Raw genomic sequence first — 12,735 nt, forward strand, 5'->3', positions numbered from 1 at the left:
GCGAGGGGGCTTCGGGTCGAAAACTGCATACCATTGTGCACAAATATGTTGCAGCAGGACGGATATGTCTCAAGAAACGTTGATTGGTGGTTGAACGGCAGAGTCAGTACACCTTGAAGCACTGAACCAAGCCGAGACCCATTATGCTGAAAGCCATTGCCACAGCGGCAGCCGCATCCCTGTTGTTTACCCTTCCGGCCACAGCCGAAGAGGATCCGGTCGTGATCGAGTTGTTCACCTCGCAGGGATGTTCGTCCTGTCCGCCTGCGGACGCGATCATGCATGATCTGGCACAGCGGGATGATGTGATCGGTCTGGCCCTGCATGTAGACTATTGGGACTATATCGGCTGGAAGGATGAATTTGCCGACCCCGATCACGCGATGCGGCAGCGCGCCTATGCGCGGCAGGGTGGGCGGTCGATGATCTATACGCCGCAGATGGTCATAAACGGCGAGCAGGATGTCGTTGGGGCAAAGGCGGGTGAGGTGAACCGCCTGATCGATGCCCATCTGACAGCCGCCGCCGAGGCCTATGTCACTGCGGTTCGGTCCGGCAACGATTTGACGGTGGATGTGACGCCGGTTGAAATGCCCGAGGGCGAAAGTTTTGACATCCGCGTCGTGCAGTATACCCCGATGCGCCATGCCTCGATCCGTCGGGGAGAGTTGGCGGGGCATGAGCTGGACTATGCCAATGTGGTTGAAAGCTGGCAGGTGGCCGGTCGATGGGATGGGGTGGCCCCGCAACAATTCTCGGCCACCTTGGCGTCGGACCTGCCGGCGGTTGTTCTGGTGCAGCGGGTCGGGCACGGGCCGATCGTGGCGGCCACGCGGGTCAAGTGATCAGGGCATGTCCTTGGGGTGCACGCCCAGCCCGTTCCAGCTTTTCCAGCGGCGGTGAATCCAGAACCATTGACCCATGTGCTGGCGGACCATCTTCTCAAGATCGTCATTGGTGAACTGAGTCATTGTCTTTGCGTCGGTGTGCGGAACCGGTTCATGCAGGACGATATCGAAATCGATGCCATTGGGTTGCCGCACCGCGTAGCACGGGATCAGCACGGCGTTGTATTTGATTGCCAACTCGGCATTCAAAACGGACGTGACCGCCGGTTTGCCGAAGAACATCAGCTCTTCACCGCCTTGGGCGTGCAGGTCCGAAACGATGGCGATAATGCCAGCTTTCTTCAGCGACCGGACCATTTCGACCATGCCCCGGCGGCCTTGTTCGAACATGGGCGCGCCGGTTTTGTAGAACGCTTCGACATAGGCATCGTTGAAATAGGGGTTGGCCATTCGGCGATAAAGGCAGCCGATCGGCTTGCCGGTGCGGGTTTGCAGGGCGACGCGGGCCGCCAGGTAGTGGCCGAAATGGGCTGTGATCATCATGATCGGGCGGCCTTCGGCGACAGCAGCGTCAAAAGCCTCGACCCCCGGACCGGACACTTTGGCGGTGCTTTGGCGCTTGGTGAAATCCTCGGGCGAGAAATGTTCCATGATCGCGCGCCCGGCATTGTCGGGAACCGCGCGGCAGATGCGTTTGACCTCGGCCTCGGGCAGGTCAGGGCAGGTGAGTTTCAGGTTCCGCCGCACCCGGTTGGTGAAGCCGATCAGAGGGGTCACACCGCGCGCCAGCGCACCCATCGTTGCGATGCGCCGTTCGTAGGGCAGCAGACGCATTGCGCCGATCAGCCCTTTCAGGAACAAACTGGTGGCATAGTACTTTCCAAGCTCAAACCGGCTGAGCTCCGACTTTTCGACGGGCATAAAGGCGTCTCACCGCGTGTTGCGAATTGTTGGCCCAGACATACAACCCGTCGCTTTCAACCTCAAGCGCGCATCGAGGGCGGAGGGAGTAACGGGCCGATACGCCGGGTTTTGTTAAACGTCTTCCTCCTCGGTTTCGGGTTCGATCAGGGTGATCGCGCCTTCGCCGGCCAAATTCTGAATCGCGGTTACGATCTGTGTCATCGCGTCCTCGGCCTCGGCCCGTTTGACACGGCCGCGCTCACCCATCTCCTCGCGCAGGTTATCCGCCATGCGCGAGGAGATGTTGGACAGCACAAACTCGACCGAGGCCTGGTCATCCTCGGCAGCGGCACCGGCCAGGGCGGTGATCAGAACGGGTTGTTCAACTTCGCGAAGGATCGCGGGTACGTCACGGGGCGCAATGCGTGTTGCGATATGGGCGAAAGTAAACAGCGACTGGCGCACCACGCTGGCAAAATCGGCATCCTCTTCGTCAAGCGCATCCAACAAGCCATCCCGGGTCGAGGCGGCAGACTGGTTCAGGATCGCGCCGACCCGCGCGCCTGGGTCGTCGGCAAAGGCCTGAGCGGGGCGTTGATCCAGTTGCGCGGCCAGAGACCAGCCAATGCGTTCGACTGCATCGGGCGTGACATTTGCGGTTTTGGAAACAGCATAGGTGATCCGCCGCGCCACCGGGCCGGGCAGGTGGCCCAGCATCTGCGCCGCTTTGGCCGTGTCCAGTTTGGATAGCATCACCGCCGCGACCTCGGTGCTTTCGGCCTGTGCCATCGCGGCCAGATCCTCGACCCCGATATCGCGCAATCGCTGCCATGGATCGCCGATCTGGCGCACCCCGGCCACTTTGCGCAGGCGGGCGGCGGTGGTTGGTGCGATCTTGCCGTTCACCGCGTCCAGCGCCCCGGCCAGCCCGTGGGGAAATGCCAATCCGACACTGTCGAGCGCATCGCCGAATTCCCGCGCCACCGCATCAAGCGTCACGCGGTCCACCAGACCCATTTGCCCAAGCTGGTGGGTCAGTTTTTCCTGCAGATCGTCGGGCAGCTCTTCCAGCGGAATATCCGCGCCTTCGTTCAACAGAAGACGCACGACAACGGCGGCCTTTTCCCGGTTGTTCAATGCCCGGGCAACGACACGCGGCGCGTCATCCGCCGGATCGGCGACCGGCGCGGATTGCCCCGGTGCCATTTGTATCAATGCGTTTGAATCCTGCATCTGCCTGTGGTGCCAAAACTCTGTTCCACAGGCAGATTAGGGGGAATCGGGTAAAGAAAGACTGAAGCCTAGTAGCTATAGGTCAGACCCGTTCTGATCGCCTCACGCAAAGAGGCTTCGGCCCAGGTGCCTTCACCGCCACGGGCCTTGATCTCGCGCCATTGCGCGATGGCCAGATCGGTTTTGCCCTCGGACACAAAGCCCTGGCCCATATAGCTGCGCGCCAGAATATTGTCGGGGTTCTTGTCGATGGCGTTCTGGTAGAACACATTCGCCATCTCGAGCTCACCCATTTTGCGATAGGTGAAGCCCCAATAGGTCAGAACGCGGTCGTCATTCTGGTCCATGATGCGCAGAATGTCCTGCGCGTTTTCGAACTGCCCGTCATAGGCCAGTTCGCGCATCGCGTCATAGAGTTGATCTTCGGTGAAATTGGTCTTGTTCGGCTTCACGCACCGCCCGCGGTCTTTGTCATAAACGCGCCCGAACAGACACTTTTTGGTGGTGTTGGTGGGCTTGGGCGGGTTGCTGTCACCACCTGCGGCGTGAACATAAGGGGCAAAGGCAAAGGCTTGGAAGGCAATTGCAGAAGCTAAAATGAGGCGCATTATACTACTCCGGTCTCAGGGCTGCTTTTAGAAATCATAGTGTGATCTTCAGAAAAGCTAACACCCGCCCGGTCGCGTTTATTCACATGCAGGACAGAAAAATGTCAGCTATTGACAATTTTCATGCAGGTTTGGCTTTCGCTGTCCCAGAACGAGCCGGGCGCGCAGGACTGGGTTTGTTTGGAATGCCCGCTGCAGGCGATGCCTGCGGACGCCACACAGATCAAGGCGAATGAGCAGAGAATGGTACGGACCATGGTGCCTCTCCGATAAGAAATCTGATCTGAGAATACCTGATTTCAGACCATCTGGCAAAAGAACAAGGCCCGGGCTGCGTGCAGCGGCCCGGGCCTTTGGATCGGTCTGGTATTGCTGGCCTTTTATTCGCCGAACACGCGCGCGAAGATCGTATCGACGTGCTTGGTGTGATAGCCGAGGTCGAATTTCTCTTCGATCTCTGCGGGGCTCAGCGCGGCTGTGACATCCGCGTCGGCCAGCAGTTCCTCTTTGAAATCGGTGCGGTGTTCCCAAACCTTCAGCGCGTTGCGCTGGACCATAGCATAGGCATCTTCGCGGCTGACACCGGCCTGGGTCAGCGCCAGCAGCACCCGCTGGCTCATCACAAGGCCGGGGAACTTGTTCATGTTCTCGATCATGTTCTCGGGGAAGATCAGCATCTTGTCGATCACACCGGTCAGGCGGGTCAGCGCAAAATCCAGCGTGATAGTAGCGTCCGGCCCGATCATACGCTCGACCGAGGAATGCGAGATATCGCGCTCGTGCCAGAGCGCCACGTTCTCCATCGCCGGGATCACTGCGGCGCGGACCATGCGGGCCAGCCCGGTCAGGTTCTCGGTCAGCACCGGGTTCTTCTTGTGCGGCATGGCCGAGGAGCCCTTTTGACCCATCGAGAAGAATTCGGCCCCCTCCAGCACCTCGGTCCGTTGCATGTGGCGGATTTCTATGGCGATGTTTTCGATGCTGCTGGCGATGACGCCCAGCGTGGCAAAGAATGCCGCGTGGCGGTCGCGGGGGATGACCTGCGTGCTGATCGGTTCGGGCACCAGACCCAGCTTGTCGCAGACATGTTCCTCGACCTGCGGGTCGATATTGGCAAATGTGCCGACCGCGCCGCTGATGGCGCCGGTGGCGATCTCGGCCCGGGCGTCGCGCATCCGGGACAGGTTGCGGTCCATCTCGGCATAGAAGCGCGCGAAGGTCAGGCCCATGGTGGTGGGCTCGGCATGAATGCCGTGGCTGCGGCCGATGCGGATGGTGTCCTTATGTTCGATCGCGCGGCGTTTCAGGGCGGCCAGCAAGCCTTCGAGATCGGCAATCAGCAGATCGGCGGCGCGGGTCAGTTGCACGTTCAGGCAGGTGTCCAGCACATCCGAAGAGGTCATGCCCTGATGCACGAACCGCGCCTCTTCGCTGCCCACATGTTCGGCCAGATGGGTCAGAAAGGCGATGACGTCGTGCTTGGTCACGGCCTCGATCTCATCGATGCGGGCCACGTCAAACTCCGCATCCTTGGCTTTCCACACGGCCTCGGCATTCTCGCGCGGGATGACGCCCAGATCCGCCATGGCGTCGCAGGCATGCGCCTCAATCTCGTACCAGATGCGGAACTTGGATTCGGGCGACCAGATGGCGACCATGTCGGGGCGGGAATAGCGTGGAATCATTGGCAGCGGCACCTTATTGTGATTTGGCAAGAGGCGATGCGGCGGGGTTTAAACCCGCGCAGGCCAACGAACAAGGCGCGAGTGCGAATATGAGACGGTTTGCCCTGATTTTGGCCCTGTGGCCCGGAGGTTTGGCAGCAGCGGAGTTCACGCAGCTGACCGGCGAGGAAATCCTGACGGCACTGTCCGGTAAGCGGCTGGACTATGGGCAGGGCGTGTCGCAAACCTTCGATGAACATATGTCGACGCAGTATTTCTCGGGCGGTCCCAGCTCGGGCAGATGGGCTGTGCGGGGGGACCGCTATTGCTCGCAATGGCCGCCATCTGACATCTGGGCCTGCTATGACGTATTGCAGAGCGGCGACACGATCCGTTTTGTCGGTGATGGTGGCGATATCACGGACGGGACCTATTCCGAGTGAGTTTGCCGAGCCAAATCTCGGACTTCATCGGCACGTGGGACATGAAACGCACTATCCGCGACGCCAGGGCCGGCCACACCTTCATGGCCGAGGGTCACGCCCGGTTGAGCGCGGGGCAGGACGGGTTGATCTACGATGAGGACGTCACGCTGCATCTGCCGGGTCAGCCTGCGATCAAGGGCACGCGGCGGTACCAGTGGCACGATGCGGGCGATATGGTTGCCGTTCACTTCGACGACGGGCGGTTTTTTCACAATCTGAAGCTTGGCCTGCCGCATGCGGCGGATCACCATGATTGCCCGCCGGACAGCTATGATGCATTATACGACTTTACGGATTGGCCGCGCTGGAGCGTCCGCTGGACAGTTTCCGGACCGCGAAAATCCTATGAAATGGAGACAGATTACCGGCTGCGATAGCGCAATCTGCTTGCGGTCGCGGCGTAGTGCAGGCAATGCTGCGCCCGCAAAGCCGTTGGAATGTGGAGAAACAAAAATGCAAACGAATGTTCTGGCCGAAGCAATCGGCCCGCGCGAAGGTACCGCGCTGCGCGTTAAACAGGTTGTTCTGGTCGCTCTGGGGATTCTGGCGCTGGCCGTCGCCGCCAAGATCAAGGTTCCGATGTGGCCGGTTCCGATCACCATGGGTACCTTTGCCGTTCTGACCATCGGCACGGCCTATGGCGCGCGTCTGGGCCTTGTCACCATGCTGGGCTATCTGCTGATCGGTGCGCTGGGGTTTGACGTGTTCGCAAACTCCTCGGCTGAAAAATTCGGTCTGACCTACATGATGGGCGGCAGTGGCGGCTATTTGGTGGGCTACCTGCTGGCGACCGTTCTGCTGGGCGCGCTGGCGGCTCGCGGCTGGGACCGCTCGGCCGGCAAGCTGGCGCTTGCGCTGCTGCTGGCCAATGCTCTGATCTATGTGCCGGGCGTGTTGTGGCTGGGCCATGTGCTTGGCTGGGATCAGCCGATTCTGAAATGGGGTCTGACCAACTTCCTTGTGGGCGATGCACTCAAGCTGGCCCTGGCCGCACTGATGATCCCCGCGCTGTGGAAACTGGTGGGCGACGCCCGTACCTGATTGGCTTTATGCCAGAGGCATTTGACCCGCGCCGGGGAAGCTCCCGGCGCGGGTTTTTTGTTGTCCTGTCAAACGCGTACTGGACAAAGCTGCAGGTCCGCGTTCAATCTGATGGCAGAGAAACCATCAGGCTATTGAGATATGCGTATTTTATTGGGCTCAGCCCTTGCTGCCTGCGCGAGTTTGTGGATGTGGGGCGCGGAACCGGCCGCGGCAGAGACTCCGGTCACATACACCGACGAAGGGCGCGCGCTGTTTCGCTTTTCCGTACCGGACTTCTGGCTGCTGCGCACCGGAGGCCCGCGCGAGATCGAAGATACCGAACTGGGTGACGCCCGCGCCGTGGCGCGGGTGATGGGGTTCCGACCGGTGACGGACGAAAAGGTGTGGATGGGTTTTGTCTCACCCGCAGGCGTTGCGTCCATTAGGGACGCGGTGCGATACCTTGAAAATATTGATAAATTCCTTGTTAAGGATCCGACCGTCACCAGCACCAGCGACACAAGGATCGGCGGTCTGCCCGCACGTGTGTTCCGGGGCACCGGCAGCCGTGACGGGCGGGGCGTGAATTTCACCGCGACGGTGATCGACCTGCCCAACAATCGGGTGGCTGTTGCGGTTGTCATCCTGCTTGATGGGGCCGACCCGGCCTATGTGGACGATGTGAATGATGTGTTCGCGTCGTTCCGGTCCCTGCAGTGACGGAGGCGCATATGACCCGCAAACTCATCAAACGGTCGGTTCTGGCGCTGGGTCTCGGCGCGGCGAGCTTCACTCTGTCCGCCTGTGAGGGCGTGACGGTCGGGGTCGGCTACGGCTATGACCCGTTTTACGACTCGATGCTGTGGAACGATTATTACCATGATGTCGACATTGATGTGGATCGTCCGAACAGACCGGGGCGTCCTCCGGTAGGTAAGCCGCCTGCGCGACCGAAGCCGCCGATCGCAAAGCCGCCAGCGCGGCCCCGTCCGCCGGTTGCGCGCCCGCCTGCGGCCCGACCGCCGATCCACCGGCCCGCACCGAGGCGGCGCTGACACCGCAGCAGCCTCTGAACCGTCAGGGGCTGCCTGTGTTCAGTCCAGCAACTCGGTGGTGATCTGCGCGGTGCCTTCCAGTGTGCGGTGCACCGGGCATTTGTCTGCGATCTCCAGCAACCGGTCCCGTTGTTCCTGATCCAGCGGACCTTCCAGCCGGATCTTGCGGCGGAACTGGTCCACCTTGCCTTCGCTTGCCAGCCCCGCATCCTGCGCGTGCACCTTGTCGTGGCAGATATCGACCGTGATGCCGGTCAGCGGCCACTTTTTCCGCCTTGCATACATGCGGATGGTCATCGATGTGCAGGCCCCCAAACCGGCCGAGACAAACCCGTAGGGCGACATGCCCTTGTCGGTACCGCCATATGAGGCAGGCTCATCGGCCACCGAATGATGGCGCGGCCCGGCCTGAATGTCCTGCAGGAAACCGTCCGGGCCAGCTTCGGTGACGCGGATGATGCCCTCGGGCGCGCCGGGGGGCGGGGCCGGGGGGCACAGGGTCACATAGCGCGTCACCCATGCCGCGATGACGTCAGCGGCATATTCAGCGTCCGAGGCGCGGGTGATCAGGTGGTCGGCATCGTCCAGCGTGACAAAGCTTTTGGGATGTTTGGCGGCCAGAAAGATGGTGCTGGCGTTGTCGATGCTGACAGTTTCATCAAGGGGGGCGTGCAGGATCAGCAGAGCCGCCTTGAGCTCGGCAATCGCCGGTGTCAGCGCCGCCTCGGCGATGTCGTCCACGAAGGCTTTGCCGATGCGGAATGGGCGACCGCCCAGAGAAACCTCGGCGCTGCCATCCTGCTGAATCTGCGGCAGGGCTTCTGTAAAATGATGCGACACATGGCCGGGATCGGCAGGCGCGCCCAGGGTCACAACCGCCTTGACCGACGGAATGCCAGCCCGCGCGCGCAGGACGGCGGCACCGCCCAGCGAATGCCCGATCAGCAGCGCAGGTGCCATGTTCCGACCCGCAAGGTATTGCGCGGCGGCGATCAGATCCTCGACATTCGAGGTAAAGGTCGTATTGGCGAATTCCCCCTTGGAATGGCCCAGACCGGTGAAGTCGAAACGCAAAACGGCAATGCCCATGGCCGCCAGCCGGGCCGAGATGCGCCGCGCCGCCGGGATGTCCTTGGAGCAGGTAAAGCAATGCGCGAACAACGCCGTTGCCAGCACCGGCCCATCCGGAAGATCCAGCCGTGCCGCCAGTTGGCTGCCGTCATGTCCGGCAAAAGTGATGCGTTCCGTGGGCATGTCGGCTCCTTCGGTTGCTGGGGGGATGCCCCTGATATTGTGTGCATCCGCGTGGTGTCACAACCCTTATGTCATCTGCGTCACGTGAAGGTGAGTAATTTCGATTAATCGATATTGGTGATAAATAACCCAACAAACATTCGTTTTCATTATTTTAATCTTTCGCCCATATCAGTGCCATGGACAAATCATAGGAGGCCGCCATGGCACATACAGCAACAAACCCCCAAGTCTCTTCAGCCCATAGCGGGACCCTGATTGCCATCGTTCTGGCTTCGGTGATGGGCTTCGCGCTGGGTCAGGCCTGGCCCGCGACGGGGTACTCGCCGCAGCCGCAGATTGTGTCAGAGATCGAGGATTGGCACGGCAATGTGCGGCGGTCCAACTGGTCGCAATAACCGTGCCTTATTCCAGACCCATCAGTTGCGGGTCAAACGGGTACCTGGTCAGGTTCTCATAGCCATCCTCGGTGATGAGGACCTGATCTTCGAGCTTGATCGAGAAATCTCCGCCAACCTCGCCCACTGCGGCTTCGACACACAGAACCATTCCGGGTTCCAGCGGATAATCATAGGCCCCGGCGACCGCCTTATCCGGATAAGCCACCAGCGGCCATTCATCACACAAACCGACACCGTGCATCAGGCAGCCGTATTTCTGCGCCTGAAACTTGTCGTCCAGCCTGTGGGTGTTTGCCGTCAGTTCCGGGATCATGACGCCGGGTTTCAGCATCTCCATATTCGTCATGATATGCTCGTGCGCGTGCTGCATGGCATAGATCATATCAGGGCGGGGCTTTTGGTCCCCGATCCACCAGGTGCGTGAGATATCGACGCAAATACCGTAAGACCCGATCAGGTCGGTATCGAAAGCAATGATTTCGTTTTGCTGTGTGATGCGCGGGCCGCATTCCTGAAACCACGGGTTGGTGCGCTGGCCCGAAGCCAGCAGCCGGGTCTCGATCCACTCGCCGCCCCGCCGGATGTTTTCGGCGTGCAGCACAGCCCAGATATCATCTTCCGTGGTCTTGCCGTCACCGACATTGGCGCGCGCGAACCTCTCCATCTCGGCCACGGCGGTTTCGCAGGCGTGGCTGGCGCATCGCATCGCAAGTATCTCGTCAGGGCCTTTGACGGCGCGTGATTTTTCGGTGACTTCTTCGCCTTCCATCACCTCGAAGCCCTGAGCCTCCAATGCGCGCAGCCCGTGCAGCATGATCTTGTCGACGGCCAGACGTTTGTTGCCGCCGCCATGTTCATCTATCAGAATGCGGATTTCGTTCGACAGGGCATCGGCGGCCACGTCTACCTTGTCGCCACGGTCGAAATAGAACAGATCCGCGCCCGAACGCTGTTCGCGCACCAGCGGATTGAATTTGGACAGGAACGGAGAGTTCTTGTAATCCCAGATCACCATGTACCCGTCGGCACACAGCAGCACCGCCCGGAACGGGTTATGCGTGTTCCAAAGCTGCATGTTGGTGCTGTCGGTCGCATAGCGGATGTTCAGCGGGTCGAACATCAGCAGCCCGCCGTAACCCCGATCGACAATAGCCTGTGTCAGCCGCTTCCAGCGAAACTCGCGCATCCGGTCGAGATTGGGCAGGTCCAGCCCGGCCGCAGACCATTCGTCAAACGCCAGTTGAGTCGGACCGATCTCGATCCGGTCATTGTCGTTTGGGGTGCCGTCGCCGAGTGTTGCGCCTCGGGTCGGGTCGATCTTTCGGGTATCCCGGTAATGGTGATTCACGGCTTGGCTCCCTGCTTGCGTGATCAGCCTGCGGAATCATCGGTTTCCCGTCTCAGTGATTTGCGACGACGCAATTGTCGCTTTTTGACCGACATTTGCACGATCGGATGATAGGCCGGGCGCATGACCATTCTGCAGACAGCCATTCCCTACGATCCGCTCGACCGGCGCGCGCTGCCGGGGATTCAGCCCGTCACGATGGACAACTGGCTGCATCGGGATGAGGCATTTGCGGGCCAGATGCAGCGCCGGGAAACCCTGTTGGCCGGCCACCGCAAGGATGTTTTGGCGTTGAGCCCCGATGCCGAACCTGCGGCGCGGGAACTGTTGGACCTGGTTCTGGCCCGAACCTATCCGGGGATGGCCGAGCAGGTCGTACGGCCAGACGGGGTGTCCGTTGCCATTGACCGAGATCGCCCCTTGGACACGCTGTGCAAACTGGTTCAAGAGGATTTCTGCATTCTGCAAAAGACCGGCGATGAACATGTGCTGACAGGCGCGATCCTGTGTTTTCCCGCCAGTTGGCAACTGTCTGAAAAGTTCATGCGCCCGCTGGTGGATATTCACGTGCCGGTAGACAGTTATGACGACAACATAGCCCGGCGGGTGCAGCGCCTGTTCGACGGTATCCAGCCGGGCCGTCCGCTGTGGCGGTTCAACACGCTTTGGTACAACGACGCCGAGCTGTTCCAGCCGCGCAGCGCCAATGATCGGCGGGTTGCCGTTGATCCCGACACCGCCAGGTACCTGCGCAGTGAACGCCAGACCTTGCTGCGCCTGCCCGGGACGCGCGCCGTTGTGTTCTCGATCCACACTTACATTCTGGACGCTGGCCATGTGCCAAAAACGGAAAACCCCGCCTGACGGCGGGGCCTCCTAGGAGGGTCTTCAGTAATTCTGTTAGTGCCCGAGCATCCCGGCAACGCCCGCAAATGCATTGCTGGTGTTCAGGCCGACGATAGCCACGGAAAAGACAAGCACCTGCGTGTTCAGGCGGAAGTCTTCACCGCGCAGAAGGTTCACCGCGGCCATCGACAGGGCAATCGGAGTGGATACACTGGCGATGACACCGGTCATGCACCAAGTGCCAAGGCGCAGAACATCGCTGGGTCTGTCACCGTCGTCATCCGACCGGGCAGGGGTGGCGGACACCGGATCAGTATCGGCTGAGCGGAAAGCGATGCTGAGCAGCTGCTCGTCCGTCAACTGGATCGGTCGGGCTTCCGGCGCGTCTGCCTCGGCTGTGGATTCGCCGGGCGCGGCCACGGTCAGCCCGGCGAATTGGCCGGTCACGGATTGGAAAATCTGCTTTCTGTCGCGCGGTTTTCTGGAGGCCAGAGTGTCAAAGGCGCTCATGAACTGTTCGACCGTCAGGACCGTGTGCGGCGACAGCCATTCGACGCGCCGCGTGGTGCAGATATCGACCATGCGGTACAGAACGACCACCAGCATCAGTTCCGAAATCTCGCTGTCATCCAGAAGCGGCGAGACGGGTGTGAGCGTAATCACCAGCCGGTTGCGTGGCGTGCTGACACTGGGACGGGTCAGGGTTTTCAGACCGGCGGCGCGATCCATGCGCTCGTGCCGGTTCTCGGCTTTCTCGGCCTCAGAGGTCAGGGACAGGCGCACCAGATACTGGCTGGATACGATGCTGGCCTCAGTCTGGCTGAGCAGGGCTTTCCGCTCGACCAAATGACCGTAGTCTTCCAGTGTTGCCGCGACGATGGTTCCGAACCGCTCGATCGCGCCTTCGGTGCCCCCGTCAAATTGCAGGCCGCCATGGTAGCTTTGCTTCCGAGACACAGCTCTGTCCTCTGTTGCATTCCGTCTGACACCACAACCTAGCGACCCATCTGGGGGAGAATTTGACGAAAATGCAAAAAAAAGAAATTTTCTGACGATTGATTACGTAT

15 protein-coding genes are annotated in these 12,735 nt (G+C 60.6%); 8 read left to right on the forward strand and 7 right to left on the reverse strand.

Annotated elements, in window-relative coordinates:
* Nucleotides 1-143: 143 nt before the first annotated feature.
* A complete protein-coding gene (locus ACR0EZ_RS13085; RefSeq protein ID WP_480613662.1) occupies nucleotides 144-845 on the forward strand; it encodes a DUF1223 domain-containing protein in 702 nt (233 codons plus the stop codon).
* On the opposite strand, the gene ACR0EZ_RS13090 is transcribed toward ACR0EZ_RS13085, so the two are convergent.
* From ACR0EZ_RS13090 to purB, 4 genes are all read right to left on the reverse strand, one after another.
* Complete coding sequence (locus ACR0EZ_RS13090) at nucleotides 846-1,769, reverse strand: lysophospholipid acyltransferase family protein (protein ID WP_480613664.1); 924 nt, start codon at nucleotides 1,767-1,769, stop codon at nucleotides 846-848.
* Nucleotides 1,770-1,883: 114 nt separating this feature from the next.
* A complete protein-coding gene (locus ACR0EZ_RS13095; protein WP_480613666.1) occupies nucleotides 1,884-2,984 on the reverse strand; it encodes a flagellar motor switch protein FliG in 1,101 nt (366 codons plus the stop codon).
* A gap of 68 nt (nucleotides 2,985-3,052) precedes the next feature.
* Nucleotides 3,053-3,592 carry a tetratricopeptide repeat protein gene (locus ACR0EZ_RS13100; protein ID WP_480613668.1) on the reverse strand — a complete coding sequence of 180 codons (540 nt, stop codon included), beginning with the start codon at nucleotides 3,590-3,592 and terminating at the stop codon, nucleotides 3,053-3,055.
* A 380-nt stretch (nucleotides 3,593-3,972) separates the two neighbouring features.
* Nucleotides 3,973-5,277 carry an adenylosuccinate lyase gene (purB, locus tag ACR0EZ_RS13105; RefSeq protein WP_480613670.1) on the reverse strand — a complete coding sequence of 435 codons (1,305 nt, stop codon included), beginning with the start codon at nucleotides 5,275-5,277 and terminating at the stop codon, nucleotides 3,973-3,975.
* Nucleotides 5,278-5,366: 89 nt separating this feature from the next.
* Here purB and ACR0EZ_RS13110 point away from each other — a divergent pair, with 89 nt between their 5' ends.
* The 5 genes from ACR0EZ_RS13110 (at nucleotide 5,367) to ACR0EZ_RS13130 (ending at nucleotide 7,819) form a co-directional block, all read left to right on the forward strand.
* Nucleotides 5,367-5,699 (forward strand): hypothetical protein, encoded by a 333-nt coding sequence (locus ACR0EZ_RS13110; RefSeq protein ID WP_480613672.1) that lies wholly within the window; start codon nucleotides 5,367-5,369, stop codon nucleotides 5,697-5,699.
* The gene (locus ACR0EZ_RS13115) at nucleotides 5,696-6,118 is read left to right on the forward strand and encodes a DUF6314 family protein (protein WP_480613674.1); all 423 of its coding nucleotides are present in this window, start codon (nucleotides 5,696-5,698) and stop codon (nucleotides 6,116-6,118) included. The genes ACR0EZ_RS13110 and ACR0EZ_RS13115 overlap by 4 nt, the downstream gene beginning before the upstream one ends.
* Before the next feature lie 76 nt (nucleotides 6,119-6,194).
* Nucleotides 6,195-6,782 (forward strand): biotin transporter BioY, encoded by a 588-nt coding sequence (locus tag ACR0EZ_RS13120; protein ID WP_480613676.1) that lies wholly within the window; start codon nucleotides 6,195-6,197, stop codon nucleotides 6,780-6,782.
* Nucleotides 6,783-6,923: 141 nt separating this feature from the next.
* Entirely contained in the window at nucleotides 6,924-7,484 is a 561-nt protein-coding gene (locus ACR0EZ_RS13125) for a hypothetical protein (RefSeq protein WP_480613678.1), read from the forward strand.
* 11 nt (nucleotides 7,485-7,495) lie between these two features.
* Complete coding sequence (locus ACR0EZ_RS13130) at nucleotides 7,496-7,819, forward strand: hypothetical protein (RefSeq protein WP_480613680.1); 324 nt, start codon at nucleotides 7,496-7,498, stop codon at nucleotides 7,817-7,819.
* A 39-nt stretch (nucleotides 7,820-7,858) separates the two neighbouring features.
* Here ACR0EZ_RS13130 and ACR0EZ_RS13135 read toward each other — a convergent pair whose 3' ends face one another.
* Nucleotides 7,859-9,073, reverse strand: a complete 1,215-nt coding sequence (locus tag ACR0EZ_RS13135; RefSeq protein WP_480613682.1) for a bifunctional alpha/beta hydrolase/OsmC family protein — start codon at nucleotides 9,071-9,073, stop codon at nucleotides 7,859-7,861.
* Between the two features lie 203 nt (nucleotides 9,074-9,276).
* Here ACR0EZ_RS13135 and ACR0EZ_RS13140 point away from each other — a divergent pair, with 203 nt between their 5' ends.
* Nucleotides 9,277-9,471: a hypothetical protein gene (locus tag ACR0EZ_RS13140; RefSeq protein ID WP_480613684.1), complete on the forward strand. Its 195-nt coding sequence runs from the start codon at nucleotides 9,277-9,279 to the stop codon at nucleotides 9,469-9,471.
* Between the two features lie 7 nt (nucleotides 9,472-9,478).
* On the opposite strand, the gene dddP is transcribed toward ACR0EZ_RS13140, so the two are convergent.
* Nucleotides 9,479-10,822 (reverse strand): dimethylsulfonioproprionate lyase DddP, encoded by a 1,344-nt coding sequence (dddP, locus tag ACR0EZ_RS13145; protein WP_480613686.1) that lies wholly within the window; start codon nucleotides 10,820-10,822, stop codon nucleotides 9,479-9,481.
* A gap of 123 nt (nucleotides 10,823-10,945) precedes the next feature.
* Here dddP and ACR0EZ_RS13150 point away from each other — a divergent pair, with 123 nt between their 5' ends.
* Nucleotides 10,946-11,686, forward strand: a complete 741-nt coding sequence (locus tag ACR0EZ_RS13150) for a heme-dependent oxidative N-demethylase family protein (RefSeq protein ID WP_480613688.1) — start codon at nucleotides 10,946-10,948, stop codon at nucleotides 11,684-11,686.
* Nucleotides 11,687-11,722: 36 nt separating this feature from the next.
* On the opposite strand, the gene ACR0EZ_RS13155 is transcribed toward ACR0EZ_RS13150, so the two are convergent.
* The gene (locus ACR0EZ_RS13155; RefSeq protein WP_480613690.1) at nucleotides 11,723-12,625 is read right to left on the reverse strand and encodes a hypothetical protein; all 903 of its coding nucleotides are present in this window, start codon (nucleotides 12,623-12,625) and stop codon (nucleotides 11,723-11,725) included.
* Nucleotides 12,626-12,735 lie beyond the last annotated feature (110 nt).

It is taken from the genome of Ruegeria sp. AK4 (assembly GCF_056541025.1).